Origin of the sequence: Alkalihalophilus pseudofirmus, from assembly GCF_029094545.1 — a bacterium.
In the GTDB taxonomy this organism is placed as follows: Bacteria; Bacillota; Bacilli; order Bacillales; family Bacillaceae_D; genus Alkalihalophilus; species Alkalihalophilus pseudofirmus.
Map to the genome: position 1 here is coordinate 1179955 of NZ_CP117835.1, position 17401 is coordinate 1197355.

Genomic DNA, 17401 nt, shown 5'->3' on the forward strand with positions numbered 1-17401 from the left:
GAGTTGTGTTGAATAATGGTTACTTTTCATTTGTTTTACATGCCCATTTACCATACGTAAGACATGAGGAAGAAAATCGTTTAGAAGAGAGATGGTTATTTGAGGCGATGACTGAAACATACATCCCCTTACTTTGGTCGATTGAGTCCGCCGAAGTAAAAGATGGGCTGACAATTTCCTTTACACCACCACTTATGGAGATGCTCGCAGATCCTCTCATGCAAGATAGGTACGTACACTATTTATTAAAAACGGAGGAGTTACTACGAAAAGAAGCAACGTATATAGAAGATCATTCATCGCTTAACCCGTCCTTTAAGTCGATCATTCCATTTTATAAAAAGAGATATCAGAAGATTCGCGAAACTTTTCTGAAATGGGACAAAAATGTGTTGAAAGCATACAAACATTTCTATGAAAAAGGATTCATTACATTAATGACATCCGCTGCTACCCATGCTTTTCTTCCTTATGTAAAAACGGAAGCTGCACTTCGTTCCCAAATAAGGGAAGGGGTTCAGGCGTTTAGCCGTCATTTTGGTTTTAATCCTCGTGGCTTTTGGCTCCCTGAGTGCGCATATGCCCCTGGGATTGACCGGGTGCTGATGGAAGAAGGAATTCGCTACACATTTGTCGATGAACATACTATTTTAAGTGCTGATCCAAAGCCTGAAAAAGGCTCTGGTGCACCAGTCTATTCGCCGCATGGATTAGTTTTATTCCCAAGACATACAGAGCTTTCTAGTAAAGTGTGGAGCTCTACACTAGGATATCCGGGTGACCCAGACTATCGTGAATTTTATCGTGATATAGGTTATGAAAGAGATTGGGACTACATCGAAGACTATGTACATGAAGATGGCATACGTGTCGATACAGGGCTTAAATACTACCGAGTAACAGGTGAAACCGAACATAAGGATGCTTACAACAGAGAGTGGGCTGAAGCAAAGATTAACACTCACGCAAAGCACTATCTAAGCTCTATTAATCAATTTAGAGAACAACACGCGGATCAAGCCTATCCTCCGTATGTAATGGTCGCTCCTTTTGATGCGGAGTTATTTGGACATTGGTGGTTTGAAGGTACGGAATGGATTGGACAAGTATTGATGGGAGCGAATGAAGAGACGACGTTTATTAGTCCAGAAACGTATCTCGACCGTCACTTTCAAGACTTGGAAACGAACCATATCTCGTATGCCACCTGGGGCCGAGATGGATATGGGGACGTCTGGTTGAACCCTAAAAATGATTATATGTACAAACATCTTCACCGAATAGAGCAAGATCTAGCAGCTATTGTCGCTCTTCACAGTCAGCCGACTGAGCTTGAAAAACGAGTGATTAAGCAGATGATTCGAGAGTGGATGCTTGCTGTAAGCAGTGATTGGGCTTTTATTGTTGATGGAGATAGTGCAGTAGATTACGCGAAAGAGAGGTTTCATTTACATGTTGATCGGTTTGACCGATTAAAGAATCAAATGTTCACTAAACAATTAACGGATGCTTGGGTGGAAAAGCAAGAAAGCGCATTCCCGTTTCTTTCTTCGATAGACGAGAATGTATTTCTTTCTCCTCATGATTCTTATGTTCAGACAAAGTCACAAGAAGGGACAGCGAATGAGGAAAATAAGAAAGGCCGTACGATTTTAATGTTGAGCTGGGAATTCCCGCCAATGATGGTAGGCGGTCTATCAAGACATGTATTTGATCTTTCTCGTGCATTGGTGCAGGACGGACACACGGTTCATGTCCTAACGTCTTCTGTAAACGGCTACCCGCAGTATGAAGTCAATCAAGGAGTTCATGTGCATCGATTAAATGGATTGCAGCCTGAAGCGGATTCTTTCTTTGATTGGGTTGGAAGCTTAAATGTAGCGATGACATTGTATGCTGAAAAGCTCAGCCGTACAGAGAAATTTGATGTGATTCATGCTCATGATTGGCTTGTTGGAGTGGGAGCGAAAGCGTTAAAAGCATCACTCGGTGTACCATTGCTCGCAACCATCCATGCAACCGAACATGGACGAAATAACGGCATTCATACCGAGCTTCAGTATGAAATTAACCAAAAAGAATGGGAGCTTACGTATGAAGCAGACCGAGTAGTCGTATGCAGCGATTACATGAAAGAAGAACTGATGACGATCTTCTCGCTTCCAGAAGAAAAATTAAGCGTGATTCCTAACGGGGTCGATCTTGATCTAGTAAGATCATTGCGAGATTCAACGGTGGAACTAGAGTCAAATGAAATGTTTACCGTTTTTTCAGTAGGACGAATGGTAAAAGAAAAAGGATTTCAGACGATTATTGATGCAGCTGAAGACCTGAAGCATAAAGGAGCTCCGATCCGCTTTGTATTAGCGGGGAAAGGTCCAATGCTAAGAGAATTTCAAGAACAGGTCCAAAGGCGTCAATTAGATCACCACGTTGTATTTCTAGGGTTCATCACAGATGAAGAAAGAAATGACTGGTTTACAAAAGCTGATGCCGCTATTTTTCCAAGTCTTTACGAACCGTTTGGCATTGTGGCATTAGAAGGAATGGCCGCAGGAAAGCCGACAATTGTTTCCGATGTAGGGGGCTTATCTTCCATTGTTCAGCACGGAGAAAACGGCTTGAAGATGATTCCTGGAGATAAAGACAGCTTAGCGGCTCAAGTCATGTATTTATATAATCACCCGATTTTAAGAGAAGGGATCGCTACTCAAGGACTGCGAGATGTGAAAACAAAATTTGATTGGGGCGCGATTGCCAAACAAACAGAGAGAGAATTTGAAATGTGTTTAGCCAGTACGCTTGTAGTGGCCAATTAAAAGGAGGCGGAGTTAAGTGAAAGGTGTCATTATGGCAGGAGGAAAGGGAACGAGATTACGTCCACTAACATGTCAATTACCAAAACCAATGGTTCCACTTTTACAGAAACCGGTTATGCAGTACAGCATTGAGCTTTTAAAGCAACATGGAATAACAGATATTGCTGTGACCGTGCACTATTTGCCAGACGAGATTCGCGACTATTTCGGCGACGGTCAAGAATTTGGTGTTCACTTAACGTACTTTGAAGAAACAGAACCGCTAGGAACAGCAGGCAGTGTAAAGCAGGCCGAGGCATTTCTTGATGAGCCTTTTGTGGTTGTGTCAGGAGATGCGCTAACTGACTTTGACCTTGAAGCTGGCATAAACTTTCATAAAGCAAAAGATGCTCTCGTTTCCATCTTCATGAAGCAAGTGCCGTCTCCTTTAGAGTTCGGTGTCATTATGACAAATCAACAGCATGAAATTATCCGTTTTCTTGAAAAGCCGAGTGTAAGCGAAGTGTTCAGTGATACGGTTAATACAGGGATCTATGTGATGGACCCTAGTATCTTTAACTATATTGAATCTGATAAACCTGTAGACTTTAGTAAAGATGTATTCCCTAGAATTCTAGAAGATCGTGCAGGAATCTATGGTTATGCAGCTGAGGGGTATTGGTCAGATATCGGAAATCTCGAACAATACCGTCAAGCTCATATGGATCTTCTTAACCGGGATGTTAAAGCAGAAATCAGCGGCATTGAAGTTGAGCCGGGAATCTGGATGAATGAGCATGTAACGATTGAAGAAGGGGTCAAATTGGAAGCACCTGTATTTGTGGGAGCTCATTCTACGGTTCGATCAAATGCTAAGCTTGGTGCATTTTCCATTGTTGGAAAAGACTCCATTGTTTCTGAAGATGCGACGATTAAGCGCTCTGTCTTATGGGACGGGGTATATGTCGGTCAGCAAGCAGAGCTGCGCGGGGTGACAATTTGCGGCGGAGTCCAGTTGGGATCTAAATCTACCATTTATGAACAAGCGGTGCTAGGTTCTAATTGTCAGATTGAGGATGATGTGTGCATACAGCCTGGAATGAAAATTTGGCCTCATAAACGCATTCAGGCAGGATCAGTGATTTCTCAATCTGTTATTTGGAACGATCAGGATGCAACGGTTCCTGTCCTTAAATCACACCGTGCAAGCGGTATTGCTAATGTCGAAATGACTCCTGAACACGTGAGCCGTCTCGGTGCAGGATTTGCAAGTGCAATGCCTGTTGGGAGCACTTTTTTAATCTCAGGAGATGATCAATCTTTTACCCGGCTTTTAAAGCTATCTCTTGCTCAAGGCGTCCAAGCAACGGGAGTGAATGTGACAGATTTAGAAGAAGCTGCTGTTCCAAGTTTTCGGAAGATCATTTCAGCTCATCGTTTTCAAGGGGGCGCACACCTTAGAGTAAGTGAAGGCAATCGCATTGTCATTGAATTATTTGACCAAGAAGGATTGCCGATAGCTACATCTGTGCAAAAAGAAATTGATAAGATCGTTACATTTAATTCTTACCGCCGTGTCGCTTTTGACCGTGTTGGAGAATACGAGGTTCAATCAAATTTATTACAAGAGTATACAGATACATTAAAGGACGGGATCGACTCTGTGTTAATTGAGAGTCAAGGATGGAGGGTATCTGTCCACGGAACAGATCAAGTAACAGTACAACAGTTCTCTCACGTATTACAATCAATTGGATGTGTGGTTGAAACCTCGATTGGTAATATAAATATGGGAGACATCTCAGTAGGAATGACCCTTTCAGACTCTGAAATTGGCTTTGTTCTAGGAGAAACGGGTGAATTTTTAACGGTTCTAACAAGAGAAGGTCATATCGTAACAGATGAAGAGAAACTAGCTATGTTTGTCGATATGCATCTTCACTACAGTAAAAAAGGGCGTGTAGCTCTGCCGTTATATGCCGGTGCATCTTTAGAAGAGTATATTAGAAGTTTTCAAAAAGAAGTGATTAGAACAAAAGCCTCAGCACGAGAGATGATGATCGCAGAAGAGAACGTACAGTTATACTGCTTTGATGCAGCCTATGCAGCCGTCCATTTAATTCAGACATTAAGCACAAGAGATGAGGAACTGCAGCAATATTTATCTTCCCTGCCTGTTGAATCAATGTTTAAACAAGAAGTCCCGTGCCAGACAGACCAAAAGGGAATGGTTATGCGTGCATTGATGGAAGCACTTAAGGAAGAAGAAGTAGAGTTAATCGAAGGGATGAAAGTTAGACATCCAGAAGGAGGTTGGACTTACATTGTTCCAGACCAGAACGAACCAATCTTTACGATCTACGCGCAAGCCGATGAACCAGAGGTGGCAAGAGTTCATGCAAATTACTACATTGAACAAATCCATGAGCTTCTCGCAAGAAACACAGCCGTTCACACATCATAATCATTCGCTAAATCAGCCTAACAACAACCTCCGTTCTGAGATTGGCATTTGGAAAGAGGGACGGACGAGCTGGCTGAGAGAAGACGTGTGGAGATTCGCGCCGCTGTATCGAAGGGCAGGAGGGATTAAATTACTTACTGCGTATCACCCTAAACTGCACCTCCATCTAACGATCATTGAACGTGACATTACAAATCGATGCGGCTATCATAGACAGGTATTTATCCGAAATGAAGAAGCAAACAGCCAGCAAATTGTATTAGTTCTGCATCAGAAACCTTTTCTCGGCAATACAAAGCGAGCAATGAGCTTTTATGCTCCTGAATCAAAAGCGTTAGTTCACTACAGCCATCCTCACTATACGACTACGTTTGTTAAAGGGATGAAAGCAAGTGCAGTTGAATATGCTGTTGGCGGAATCGATTCAGTATGGCAAGAGGACAATGGACATACAATAGTTAGGCCATTGTGTGCCGAATCGCATGAGAGTGTAATGGCTGTAAAGTTGAATTTAAGCAGTCATGAAGAAACGAGGGTTGATCAATGGATGGATGTCAGCCGATCAATGGTGGGCAGTGAAACATTCATTAATGAATTTCTTCAGAAATAAAACTAAATAAAAGAGAAGAATTTCCGCTGTAAAGAAAAAACACTTGATCCCTCTCTGTAGATTTGCTATCATATTCAAGTATGAAGTAAGCTATAGCTAAGTTTGGAGGGATAACGGATGCGTGTACAAGTCACTCTTGCTTGCACTGAGACAGGCGATCGTAACTACATTACAACAAAAAACAAACGCGAAAATCCTGAGCGTATTGAACTTAAAAAATACAGCCCACGATTAAAGCGTCACACTCTTCACCGTGAGACAAAATAAGCAGCTGGATTCTTCCACTGCTTATTTTTTTGTTGCATCTTTTGTTTAAATGAAGAAAGAGATAGGCTTTCGCTTAGATGCGAAGGCCTGTTTTTAAAGATCCCATCTATTTTTATACATAAAATTTATTTAAAATGAAACATAGGGTAGAATTTATTCGTAGATAAAGTACCTTTATAAATAAAATACATGAGTGAATTGCGTATGGTTTTGACGATATAGGGAGTGAGGGTGACATGAAATCAAAAGCTGATTATAGGCAATTGTTTAAACGAAACATGGAAGAGCTCTCAGATTCAACAGCAAAAGAAGAATCAAACAATCTTTGCGATCTTATGAAAAGACAGAGCTACTATCAGAAGGCTGAATTAATCGGTCTCTTTATTTCTAAAGGCAGAGAATTAGATACAACTTCATTAATTGAAGCATCTTGGTACGCGGGAAAACGTATAGCCGTACCAAAAGTAATTAAAGGGACAAGAGAGATGACTTTCTACAGCATCATTTCATTCAAAGACTTAGAACCTACTTTTTTTGGCTTATCTGAACCTAAGCCAGATCAATGTCATAAAGTAGATTCAAGTCAAATTGATCTTATGATCGTTCCTGGGTTAGGTTTTGATAAGGCTGGATACCGTATTGGTTATGGCGGCGGCTACTATGATACATATTTAAAAAGCTACGACGGGGTGACAGCTGCACTCGCATATTTTTGTCAGCTTGTTGATAAATTGCCAACAGAAGCTCATGACCAAAAAGTGGACCACCTGCTCGCACCTAATGGAGTATTGCTGTAATGGCAGGGTTATATATCGGCGTCGTTCTATTGGCAGCTGCAGCTTACTATCTTAAAAAGTTGACAGTATCAGGGGCTTTGGCAGCTGTAGTGGTTGGGTGGTGCATTGCATTTGGACTAGGGTTTTATGGACTGATGGTGCTTGCTATTTTCTTTATTACTTCGAGTATGTGGAGCTCATTGTGGAGAGGGAGAAAGGCGAGTGATGTTATTGAAAAAGGGGATAGGCGAGATGCGTGGCAAGTTGCGGCGAACGGGGGAGTAGCTGCCTTAATGGCGCTTTTTTATGGATTCAACCCTTCACCCATCTGGATTTTTGCTTTTGTCTCAAGTCTTGCTGCAGCCAATGCAGATACGTGGGCTTCTGAGATTGGAACATTAAGCAGGCAGCGCCCTTTGCATATTCTCACTTGGAAGCGAGTAGAACCTGGTACATCAGGGGCGATAACAGCTTTAGGATCAGCTGCTGCCTTTGCTGGCAGCTTTCTCATATCTGTATTTGCTATCTTAGGATGGTGGAGTGCTTACCATAACAGTCATGTCCTATTAATTGCATTAACGGTTGTAGGCTTTTTAGGAAATATTATAGATACATTAGTTGGTGCATCTTTTCAAGTTCTGTATAAATGCAGGGAATGCGGCATTGAGACAGAAGCCACTGAGCATTGCGGGAGTCAAACAGAGTATATGTCAGGGCTTAAATGGCTTAATAATGATGTTGTAAATATAGCATGTACAGCTTCAGGCGCCCTTTTAGGTATAGGAGTAGCCTGGCTTTTGTTGTAAGGAGGAAAGGGAATGGAAAACACCTATGAACGTTATTCTAGACAGATGCTGTTTCAGCCGATCGGTGAGAGCGGTCAGAAGAAATTAAGTGATCAAAAAGTGCTGGTGATTGGGGTCGGTGCATTAGGGACGGTTCTTAGTAACCATCTTGTTCGTGCAGGTGTCGGCATGGTTAGAATTGTAGATCGTGATTATGTTGAACAAAGCAACCTGCAAAGACAAATGCTTTTTGATGAAGAAGATGTAGCGAAGCATCTTCCAAAAGCCATTGCTGCCAAAGAAAAACTAAAACGAATTAATTCTGATGTAGAAGTTGATGCGATTGTCTGTGATGCATCGATTGAGAATATCGACTCGTTAATGGACGGGGTAGATCTTGTATTAGATGGTACAGATAATTTTAAAACGCGCTTCTTATTAAATGATGCATGCTTTAAAAAAGGAATTCCCTTTGCTTATGGAGGTGCTGTAAGTGCGCGCGGGATGTCGGCTCTATTTATTCCGGGTGAAACACCATGTCTTCGATGCTTTATTGACCACGGAGAAACACAAGGCCAGACATGTGATACGATTGGCGTAATCAGCCCAGTTGTTGACATCGTAGCTTCTTATCAGGTGGTAGAAGCAATGAAATATTTAGTTGGTGATAAAAAGGCATTACGTAACACGTTACGTACCTTTGATCTTTGGGGCAACCATCAATATGATATGAAGATGACCAAAGCAAAAGAAGGCTGTCCAACATGTCAGAAAAAAGAGTATCCGGCCTTACATGCAAGTGGAGACCTTATTACAACCTTATGCGGACGTGAAACGGTACAAATCCAGCGCGAGCATAAAATAGATTTAAATGAGTGGTCAGAGAGGCTGGAACGAGTGGCAGAAGTGAAGAAGACGCCGTTTCTTCTCCGTGTCCAGTTAACTGAAGGGGAAAAGTTCGTACTCTTCCCAGATGGCCGTGTGTTAATTCAAGGAACAGAAGATATAGCCCGGGCAAAAAGCTTATACAGCAAATATATAGGCGATTAATTGCGAAAAGACAGAGGTGGTTGTGCCTCTGTCTTTTTTGTGATTGATTAAAGGAGTGATAAACAGAGGACAGCGGCGATACAAAGTCATTCTTTAATAGGCGCAACTAGATCAATCTCAAGTACGCGCAATAATTGTAAAAGTAGAGACATAATATAAGTATCTAGACGCGATTACAGGCTGAACTAACGCAATAAAAGTAGAGTGACGCAATAAGTGGTCACACAGGAGCAATTACGGTGGGTACCCGCGCAATTCATTTTTTAACCGACGCAATAAGTCGTCCAATGGGCGCAATTTGATGAGTCCTTATCTGACTTCTTATTGCTTCCCCTAAGTTTTCGAATGCCAGAACAGCCAATTCAGCCTTTCTTCCTGTCTAGCTCCGGCTCCTTGTCCTGCGGGAAATAACGGTGCATCGAATGAAGACAAAAAGCGTCTTCATATCGCTGCCCCTCATATTTCCGCATACCAGCCCAGTCACCTCCGCTTTTCTTATTGTCTAGCTTCATTGGCTAGGTCGTCGTCGGCTTCACTTTGCCAAATGAAGCAAAAAGCGCTTCTAATTGTCAAAGTTCCACCCTCCTTTGACCTGAACAGCCAATTCAGCTTTTCTTCCTGTCTAGCTCCGGCTCCTTGTCCTGCGGGAAATACCGGTGCATCGAATGAAGTCAAAAAGCGACTTCATATCGCTGCCCCTAGTATTTCCGCATGCCAGCCCAGTCGCCTCCGCTTTTCTTATATACTATTTCAAAAAAGTTATTGACGGGTGTTGTGGTTTGGTCTACGATATGTTTATTGAACACTTAACTGCGTAAAAGCATAAAAGCGTAAAAGTACGAAAGTATTGTGATAGAAATAGAGTAGGGGAGAAGAAGGATGGAGAAAAAAGCTACCGTTGGATTTACGTTGCTATTATTAGGGGTCATGATGGCCATTATTATTACGAGTATGTTTGTGTTAAAGGTTGAACCGCATATTCCGCTAGTTGTATGTCTTCTTATTGCTGCGGTCTTTGGACGTTATTTAAAGGTTAAGTGGAATGACCTTGAGAGTGCAATGATTGATGGATTAAAAATAGGGATCAAGCCTATTTTTATTTTGGCGCTTGTTGGGATTGTCATTGCTGTATGGATGATGAGCGGAACCGTTCCTACCCTTTTATTTTACGGGTTATCCATCATTTCGCCTGAGTGGTTCGCTGTTAGTACTTTATTCATTTGCATGATTGTTTCAAGCTTTACAGGAAGCTCATTTACGACAGTTGGTACGATTGGAGTGGCAATGATGGGAATTGGTACCGCACTTGGTATTGATCCTGCTATTGCAGCTGGTGCTGTCGTTTGCGGGGCTTGTTTTGGCGATAAAATGTCTCCATTATCTGATACTACAAACTTTGCTCCGGGTATTGTCGGAGTAGACTTATTTGATCATATTCGCCACTTGCTTTGGACAACCGTTCCTAGCTTCGTCATTACGGTCATTCTTTTTCTCATGATAGGGAGAAGTCAAACAACGAGCACGACACAAGATATCCAAGCGATGCTTACAGCGCTCGATTCTCAATTTACCCTTAGCATCCTCACGCTTTTATCACCTCTTCTAGTTGTGATTTTAGCAATGAGACGTTTTCCGACAATACCTGTATTAGTAGTCGGGATATTGACTGGTATTATAACAGCTGCTTTTGTCCAAGGGAATGCTGATGTTGCTAGATGGTTTACTATTATCCAAAATGGTTTCTCGATGGAAACAGGGAATGAAGTCATTGACGGCATCGTGAATCGCGGTGGATTGCAGTCAATGATGTGGTCAATTTCACTTGTTATGATTGCTCTTACGCTTGGCGGAGTGATTCAACGGATAGGTGTTATTGATACACTCCTTCAATCGCTAACAAGAAAATTATCTTCACGCGGACATTTGATTGCAGCGACTGCAACATCGTCTATCGGAGTTAATGTAGTAACAGGAGAGCAGTACTTGTCAATATTATTGCCTGGGAAAACGTTTGAGTCATTTTATACAAAGCTTAACGTAGCAAAAAAGAATCTCTCAAGAACACTTGAGGATGCAGGGACATTAGTGAACCCCCTTATCCCTTGGGGAGTAAGCGGCGCTTTCTTTGCGAGTACATTAGGGGTAGATGTGATTGATTACCTACCGTTTGCTTTCTTCTTATTTTTGTCTCCATTTATGACCATTTTATTTGGCTACCTAGGAATTGGGGTAGGGAAAGAGCAGTCTCTTGCAAATAAACGTGGATAAAGCAAGTGGATTTGATGCAAAGTAAGGATAAGGAGGGATGACCATGTTTAGCCGTCTTATCTCAATTGTTAGTTTAATCTTGTCTTTTTACTTTGCTTACAAATATCGCTACCGTGTTATTAATGCAGTGCTCGGACGCCGTTGGCTACGGAAAGTAATTATCGGTTTTGCGATGCAGATCCCGATGATCAGAGACCGTATGCTAGGATCCGTTCTGCAGTCTAATCGACCTCAAAATGTGTAACAAACAAGAAAGTCTGATGTTCACTTTAATGAAAGTTAAAGTATGGCATCAGACTTTTTCGTATATATACATACTATAAGGCTTATTAATGTCCTAACCTTTAGAGCCCTTGTTATACTATAAGGGATAGGAGGATTGTATCTTGAAAGTGAAGTGGAGTACGATATGTTTTGATTTAGATAATACGTTATATAACCATGAGTATGCTTTTAAGCGTGCGATTAAACAATGTTACTATACAAAACTTCATCAATGGAAGATATCCGTTGATCAAGCTCCTCCATTTGAAGCATGGTTTACTACATTTAAATATTATTGCGATCATTTTTGGCCCGACCTTGAACATAAGAGGATGAGCAGGCTTGATTACAGAAGGGCTCGATATGCTGAAGCGATGAGAGAACACCACCTTCCTGTAAAAATGGAAGAAGCAGATGACTTTCATAACGAGTATTACGAGATTGTCCATCAATTTGCAAAGCCTGACCCGATGATGGGGCCATTATTAAAATGGTTGTCGGATATTGGGGTAAAGGTTGGGATTTTGACGAACGGCCCTTCTATTACCCAGCGAAATAAGATAGAAGCTCTAGGGCTTAATCAATTTGTAGAAGAACAGCATCTCCTTATTTCTAGTGAAGCAGGGTTAGAAAAGCCTGATCCGCGTTTTTTTCATCTGATGGAACAGACATTTCAGATGGGGAGGCATAGTCTTTTAAACACTGATACATTCTTATTTATAGGGGATTCATGGGAACAAGATGTAGAGGGCGCCGTGGCTGCCGGGTGGGATGCTGTATATTTGAATACAAGAGAGATAGAGCCTTCGAGCCATGTGAATGTAGTTACTAATGTACATTCTTTAAGCGACTTATATGTATGGCTTCAAACATATGGGAGAGGGGGCAGGTAGATGTCCGTGTGGAAGCAGGATTTATATTTTTGGCAGCTTGTTCATCATTATGTAACAGAACGAGGCTTCCGCTTGTTATATGAAAAAAATAAAGAAGTGTGGCTTGAGGATGAGAACTCTAAGCCAAAACGGATCATTCGAATAGCTAGAAGAGATTTTGATTGGCAAAATCAATTAAGAAAAGATGTCACCGAAACAGTTAAGAGAGCAGAGCTCCTTAGAAAACAATTAAAGCAAAAGAAAATAGCTGGTGAGAATATCTATATTTCGATGTACCCTCCTGTGGATTCTTGGGATGATCTTACACGTCCTTTTTACTTGGGAAAAAAACAACAAACGATGATGAAAATGGTGTTGATTCCTAGTGGCCTAGAAGAGAAGAGAAGCGTAACGAGCGGTGAGTTGTCAAAAGATCTTATCCTCGCATTCCCTATTTATGAAGATATAGACATGGCAGAAGTCGTAATCGGCCGATTGAAGCGAGAGGTTAGACAACATACTAAGAAAAAAGAAGAGGAAGAGCGCTCTTTTTTCTTATACGGAAAACCAATTGCAACGTATGTGCTTTTAATCATGATTGCGGTCATGTTTTATATCATAGAGCAAAATGGCGGAAGTACTCATGTACTGACTTTAATTGAGTTCGGAGCTAAGTATAATCCAGCTATTCTTGATGGGGAATGGTGGAGGTTTTTTAGCTCGATGTTTCTCCATATCGGGTTTATCCACTTATTCATGAATTCTTTAGCGCTCTTTTATTTAGGCGGAGCGGTTGAAAGAATGTATGGCACGAGCCGCTTTATTCTTATTTATTTTATTGCTGGATTAATTGGGTCGATCTCTAGTTTTGCTTTTAATGAGCAAGTAGCGGCAGGTGCTTCAGGGGCGATCTTTGGCCTCTTTGGTGCCCTTTTATACTTTGGTACAGCACAGCCTAAACTGTTTTTTAGAACGATGGGAATGAATGTCCTTGTCATTTTAGGAATTAATTTAGTTTTTGGCTTCGTGATGCCGATGATTGATAACGGTGCCCATATTGGTGGTCTTGTTGGCGGTTTTCTAGCAGCCGCGCTCGTTCAGCTGCCGAAAGAAAAAGGGCGGCCGAGGCAGATTTTTTACCTCTTAGGCACCATTATTCTTGCTCTCAGCCTTTTTTGGTTAGGTCACATAAAAGAAGACCAACAAATGTCCTCTTTATTATCATTACAGCTTGCCCAAGAGTATATGCAGGAAGGCCGGTTTGATGAAGCCTACCCATTGATTGAGACTGTTCTAGAAGAGGAGAATGATAATCCTGAGGCTTATTTCTTGATGGCTTATTTAGAGTATGAATTCGGGCAGTATGAAAAGGCGAGAGAATCGCTCTTAAAAACCGTTGAATTAAGACCTTCTTTCCATGAGGCCCACTACAATCTAGCCCTGACTCACTCAAGGTTAGGTAATACAGAGGAAGCAATAGCCTCATTAGAAGAAGCCATTGCCCTCGCTCCGGAAGAAGAAGATTATCAAGCATTATATGATGATATAATGACTGACTAACTAATAACTATTCGGCTGCAGGAATTGATTGCATTAACTGAATAGGTGTATCGTCAGCTGTTCTAAATAAAATAAATACATGATCTGGATTTTCTTTTGGAATAACGATTAACGGCACGGTGCTGCCTATCGGGCTTACTGCTGTGCCGTTAAGGTCGATTCCTAATACATAGTTTTTATATAATCCTTCCCAAAGCCCCCCTAGAAATTTAGTTGTCTCCTCCATCGTTAAACCAGGAATAGACTCTGATTGATACGTATCTATTTTCGTAAGCGGGATCCGTCGGTATTGTGATGATGGAATTTGATAGTATTCAAACAGATCATCCCAGTCATACGTTTGCTGCTGCTCTAAAATATAGTCAAGTATTCGTTTACTCTCTTTATCCTCAGCTGTTTCTGGAATCTTAAAAGCATGAAGCGGACTTAGCGGCGAGTCAATCACATAAAGCTGATCAAAGCTGATAGCTTGGGCGCTTCTAAATTCGTTATTCGGTCTTCTAAGCTCAGCATGATGGAATGTGATCACTTCATAGTGGCCGCTATCCTCTGCTGATACTTCTTTTTGCTGTGCTAAAAGCTCCGTATTTTCTTCCCACTTAGACATCGTATCTTTTAATACCCCATCTTCAAATAAAAGAGAAACATCTTGTCTAATTGCCGCTTCTTCATTAAGTACGGACAACGTATCCCATCTTAGCTTATATTCATCTTCATCCGTCGACTGCAGAAATTCTAAGTTTGAGCTTGCTTCGGTATAGGTTGCATTAGGATCGATCGGAAAGGTTATTAACGTTTCACGCAGGTAATTTGGCTTTCCGTAAATAGATAAAAATAAGCCGACGACAAGAGCTGCCGCACATACTGTTAGTAAGATCGTTCGTTTTCTCATAATAAGCCCCTCCATTTGGACAAACGGTTGCCTCATGTATATGAAGGTACTTATGCAATTATGAGCTAGATGCATGGTATGACCAACTTTTGCAAATAATGAGGAAGACATTGGAGGTGGTTATATGGGTGATACAGAAGTCAAACATCGAGTTTCAAATGAGTATACGAAAAATATATCTTTTTTGAAAAAAGAACTAGCAGTAGACGATAGTTTTGACATTATCTACTTGGAGCTTGAACATGCCGGCAGGCAGATGGGACTCTTTTTAGTTGATGGCTTTGCAAAAGATTCAGCTTTAACGCAAATTCAGCGTGAGCTATCAATGACCACAGAAAGCATGCTTAATGAAAAGCCGCTCGATAAATTAATAAAAAGCCGAATTCCTTACGTGGAGATCGAAACGACTGATGATTTAGATAATGTAGTAGACCAAGTACTAGCAGGACCAGCAGCATTAGTAGTTGAAGGATGCGACTACGTTATCTTGCTCGATACAAGAGAGTATCCTGTACGTGGACCTGAAGAACCAGATACAGAGCAAGTCATACGAGGCTCGAAAGATGGATTTGTCGAAACGCTCGTTATGAATGCGGCACTTATCAGAAGACGTATTCGCGATCGAACAATGCGGGTTGAATATGTGCAGGTAGGAAGACGCTCAAAAACGGATTTAGCGATTACCTATATAGCGGATATTGCTGATGACAAGTATGTAAAAGAAATTAAATCAGCATTAGAAAAAATTGATACCGACGGCCTGCCGATGGGAGACAAAACAATTGAGGAGTTTATTTTTGGGCATCATTATAACCCTTATCCACTTGTGCGTTATACCGAGCGTCCGGATGTAGCTGCCACCCATCTTTTTGAGGGGCATATTATTATCATGGTGGACGGCTCTCCTAGTGTGATGATCAGTCCGACAACATTCTGGCATCATATGCAGCATGCAGAGGAGTACAGACAGAAGCCTTTGATTGGTCTCGGCTTGCGTTTAGTACGTTTCATTGCGGTCTGGGCTTCGATTTTCCTGCTTCCTCTATGGTACTTGCTTGCGACAAATGACAATTTCGGACCACAAGCGCTCACGTACATTGGTTCAGAGGAAGTTGGCAGCGTGCCATTATTTGCTCAATTTTTGATCGCGGAAATAGGAATTGAAATGTTGAGGATGGCGGCCATACATACCCCTAATGCCTTAGCTACAGCACTAGGGTTAGTGTCTGCTCTATTAATAGGTGAAGTGGCAATCAATGTAGGATTATTTTCACCGGAAGTCGTTCTTTATCTAGCGGTTGCTGCTGTAGGTTCATTTGCGACACCTAGTTATGAAATGAGTCTTGCTAACCGGTTTATTAGAGTAGCTCTTTTAATAAGTGCAGCTGCCTTCCACTTAGGCGGCTACTTAGTAGGAGTTACGTTATGGATCCTGCTGCTTGTCCGAACGAGAGTGCTTGATATGCCTTATCTATGGCCGTTTATCCCATTTAACGTAAGAGCGATGCGCGATGTTTTATTTAGAGCGCCCATGCCGCTTAAAAATAGACGACCGGTTTCTCTGCATCCACAGGACCCCGATCGGTAAAAGGAATCAGAAAAAAATCTCAGGAAAAAGCCTCAGTCTGTCAAATAACAAGACTGAGGCTTTTTTTATAGTTCGTTCATATCTTGCTTGTACCAGTCATCCTCGATGACAAAAGACGTTTTGCTGATGGCAGTTGCAGCATCAGCAAGAACAAGTCCAAATGGTGTTTCTGATGTTGGAGTAACAATTGTAAAAGGGACTGATTGTTGATTTGCTTCTTTAATGTAATTCGAATAAATGCTATAAGATAAATTTCCATTTAAGAAAAGTTTGAGGTTTTGTTTCGTTTTCATCAGCTGAATGACTTCTGCGTATGTACCAGTTTTCATCACTTGGCTTTTTGTTAGGGCAATATGAATTCTTTCAGCGAAATTGGAGAGGAACAATGCTTTCTCTTCAGGTTTTAATTCAGGTGTTCCGTAAATAGCGTGATCGAGTACTTCCTTCATTTTTTTGTCCATGATGGATCCCTCTTTCCTAGTTCTGACTTCCCTTTTGATGATTTCTTGTCCTTAATTTGGACAATGGACATATCATAGCATAGAGAGGTTTACTACGTATACGAAATAAGCTTGACGTAGGTTTCATTTTCCATGCTTAGGATCATGAAATACCTTAATAAGCATTTTACATGCAGTTAATATACATTCCTTAAATAAACGAGGGGAGAGGTTGGAATGTGGTTTGGAATAATGATGTTATTTTTTGTCTTTGCTTTAGGGTTCACGCTAGGCGGTCTTTTAAGTACACCTAAACAGCCGCCACAGTTAATGCACGTTATTTTATTTAGTTTTGTCTTTGGCGTATTAACTTATTTAGGCATGCTAAGCGGAATGTTTGTCACAAGCTGGTTTGCTTTTGGCTTTATTGAGATCATTATAGTTATCCTAACTTTCCTTTTCATTATTGCCTCTGTCACAAATTTTCATCCTACATTTGGTTTTTTTGGGCACGGAAGACCGATTGTGCTTATCTTATTATCTTCGTTGTTTTTTGTGATGGGTTTTGAATGGGGAATTGTAGAACTTAGAACTTTTTTTACAGTAAGTGCGGCAATCTTATTTTTTTGTGCCATATGTCTCGGATTGTTTATTCAGCAGCAAATTCAAGCGTTGTTATGGCGTTATTCGTACATTGTTTACTTACCGCTCATTTGGCTTCTTTTCGTAACCATCATAAAGCTGTTATAATGAGTCCGAGGTGAGCG

The 17401-nt window shown here is 41.3% G+C and carries 15 protein-coding genes; 13 read left to right on the forward strand and 2 right to left on the reverse strand.

The features are described 5' to 3' along the window. Positions 1 to 5: 5 nt before the first annotated feature. The 11 genes from PQ478_RS06090 (at position 6) to PQ478_RS06140 (ending at position 13714) form a co-directional block, all read left to right on the forward strand. Complete coding sequence (locus tag PQ478_RS06090; protein WP_289236158.1) at positions 6 to 2819, forward strand: 1,4-alpha-glucan branching protein domain-containing protein; 2814 nt, start codon at positions 6 to 8, stop codon at positions 2817 to 2819. Between the two features lie 16 nt (positions 2820 to 2835). Beyond that, positions 2836 to 5262, forward strand: a complete 2427-nt coding sequence (locus PQ478_RS06095; RefSeq protein WP_289236159.1) for a sugar phosphate nucleotidyltransferase — start codon at positions 2836 to 2838, stop codon at positions 5260 to 5262. Next, positions 5195 to 5872: a hypothetical protein gene (locus PQ478_RS06100; protein ID WP_289236160.1), complete on the forward strand. Its 678-nt coding sequence runs from the start codon at positions 5195 to 5197 to the stop codon at positions 5870 to 5872. Before PQ478_RS06095 ends, PQ478_RS06100 begins: the two co-directional genes overlap by 68 nt. Before the next feature lie 117 nt (positions 5873 to 5989). Continuing rightward, positions 5990 to 6139: a 50S ribosomal protein L33 gene (rpmG, locus tag PQ478_RS06105; RefSeq protein ID WP_012958201.1), complete on the forward strand. Its 150-nt coding sequence runs from the start codon at positions 5990 to 5992 to the stop codon at positions 6137 to 6139. A gap of 236 nt (positions 6140 to 6375) precedes the next feature. After that, positions 6376 to 6936, forward strand: a complete 561-nt coding sequence (locus tag PQ478_RS06110; RefSeq protein ID WP_289236161.1) for a 5-formyltetrahydrofolate cyclo-ligase — start codon at positions 6376 to 6378, stop codon at positions 6934 to 6936. Further along, positions 6936 to 7721: a DUF92 domain-containing protein gene (locus PQ478_RS06115; RefSeq protein ID WP_012958203.1), complete on the forward strand. Its 786-nt coding sequence runs from the start codon at positions 6936 to 6938 to the stop codon at positions 7719 to 7721. The genes PQ478_RS06110 and PQ478_RS06115 overlap by 1 nt, the downstream gene beginning before the upstream one ends. 12 nt (positions 7722 to 7733) lie before the next feature. Next, positions 7734 to 8750 (forward strand): thiazole biosynthesis adenylyltransferase ThiF, encoded by a 1017-nt coding sequence (locus tag PQ478_RS06120; protein ID WP_289236162.1) that lies wholly within the window; start codon positions 7734 to 7736, stop codon positions 8748 to 8750. Positions 8751 to 9629: 879 nt separating this feature from the next. Beyond that, positions 9630 to 11018 (forward strand): Na+/H+ antiporter NhaC, encoded by a 1389-nt coding sequence (gene nhaC, locus PQ478_RS06125; protein WP_289236163.1) that lies wholly within the window; start codon positions 9630 to 9632, stop codon positions 11016 to 11018. 43 nt (positions 11019 to 11061) lie between these two features. Next, positions 11062 to 11262: a protein YqgO gene (yqgO, locus tag PQ478_RS06130; RefSeq protein WP_012958207.1), complete on the forward strand. Its 201-nt coding sequence runs from the start codon at positions 11062 to 11064 to the stop codon at positions 11260 to 11262. A gap of 148 nt (positions 11263 to 11410) precedes the next feature. Further along, positions 11411 to 12175 carry an HAD family hydrolase gene (locus tag PQ478_RS06135; protein ID WP_289236940.1) on the forward strand — a complete coding sequence of 255 codons (765 nt, stop codon included), beginning with the start codon at positions 11411 to 11413 and terminating at the stop codon, positions 12173 to 12175. Beyond that, positions 12176 to 13714: a rhomboid family intramembrane serine protease gene (locus PQ478_RS06140; protein ID WP_289236164.1), complete on the forward strand. Its 1539-nt coding sequence runs from the start codon at positions 12176 to 12178 to the stop codon at positions 13712 to 13714. Between the two features lie 7 nt (positions 13715 to 13721). Here PQ478_RS06140 and PQ478_RS06145 read toward each other — a convergent pair whose 3' ends face one another. After that, positions 13722 to 14606: a hypothetical protein gene (locus tag PQ478_RS06145; RefSeq protein ID WP_012958210.1), complete on the reverse strand. Its 885-nt coding sequence runs from the start codon at positions 14604 to 14606 to the stop codon at positions 13722 to 13724. 124 nt (positions 14607 to 14730) lie between these two features. On the opposite strand from PQ478_RS06145, the gene PQ478_RS06150 reads away from it, so the two are divergent. Next, complete coding sequence (locus PQ478_RS06150; protein WP_075684261.1) at positions 14731 to 16194, forward strand: spore germination protein; 1464 nt, start codon at positions 14731 to 14733, stop codon at positions 16192 to 16194. 65 nt (positions 16195 to 16259) lie between these two features. Here the strand turns inward: PQ478_RS06150 and PQ478_RS06155 are convergent, their stop codons facing one another. Beyond that, entirely contained in the window at positions 16260 to 16655 is a 396-nt protein-coding gene (locus tag PQ478_RS06155) for a YueI family protein (RefSeq protein ID WP_083633591.1), read from the reverse strand. A gap of 216 nt (positions 16656 to 16871) precedes the next feature. On the opposite strand from PQ478_RS06155, the gene PQ478_RS06160 reads away from it, so the two are divergent. Next, positions 16872 to 17384 (forward strand): hypothetical protein, encoded by a 513-nt coding sequence (locus PQ478_RS06160; protein WP_012958213.1) that lies wholly within the window; start codon positions 16872 to 16874, stop codon positions 17382 to 17384. The last annotated feature ends 17 nt before the right edge of the window (positions 17385 to 17401 follow it).